The organism is Vibrio sp. 10N.286.51.B11 (assembly GCF_041469245.1).
Taxonomy (GTDB): domain Bacteria; phylum Pseudomonadota; class Gammaproteobacteria; order Enterobacterales; family Vibrionaceae; genus Vibrio; species Vibrio crassostreae_C.
In genome coordinates this window covers 1-584 of the sequence record NZ_JBFRKI010000061.1, presented here as the reverse complement: position 1 = coordinate 584, position 584 = coordinate 1, and the positions used below count along the sequence as shown (strand labels likewise).

2 pseudogenes are annotated in these 584 nt (G+C 43.8%); both read left to right on the top strand.

The features are described 5' to 3' along the window. Positions 1-245 (top strand): annotated as a pseudogene (locus AB4154_RS22185) (aspartate-alanine antiporter); the annotation flags it as partial. Between the two features lie 116 nt (positions 246-361). Further along, a pseudogene (locus AB4154_RS22180) lies at positions 362-584 on the top strand (bifunctional aspartate transaminase/aspartate 4-decarboxylase); the annotation flags it as partial.

The following is a 584-nucleotide window of genomic DNA, read 5'->3' as shown; positions in this document are numbered from 1 at the left end:
TCATTCCACAGATTATTTCGTTCTTCTTCTCTTACTTTGTTTTGAGAATCAAAAACCCAATTGAAGCACTTGGTTGTGTGACTGGTGGTCGAAGTGCAAACCCTGCGTTTGCGGCATTGATGGAAAAAACAGGCAATGCAACTCCAGTATTCTCATTCACAGTGACTTACGCAGTAGCCAACGTGCTATTGACCCTTTGGGGACCAATCATCGTCGGCATTATCTCCGTCAACGCTGGTATGTAATTCAGACTATAACGTCAGTCTAAGACGTCAATCCAATTAAAACACTAAGCGATTCCCTGGCCAAACATAGGGAAGGGGATCGACTTGCTAAAATTTATGAAAGTAAGGTATCTATTATGACTACTCAAACTCCAACTATCGATTTTTCAAAATTCGCTGACCTAAGCCCATTCGAGCTAAAAGACAAACTGATTGAAGTGGCGCAAGCTGTGCCAGATCGTGCACTTCTTGATGCAGGTCGTGGTAACCCTAACTTCCTAGCAACGCTACCTCGTAAAGCATTCATCCGTCTTGGTGAGTTTGCGGTAGCAGAAGCAGAGCGTAACTACGCTTACCTAG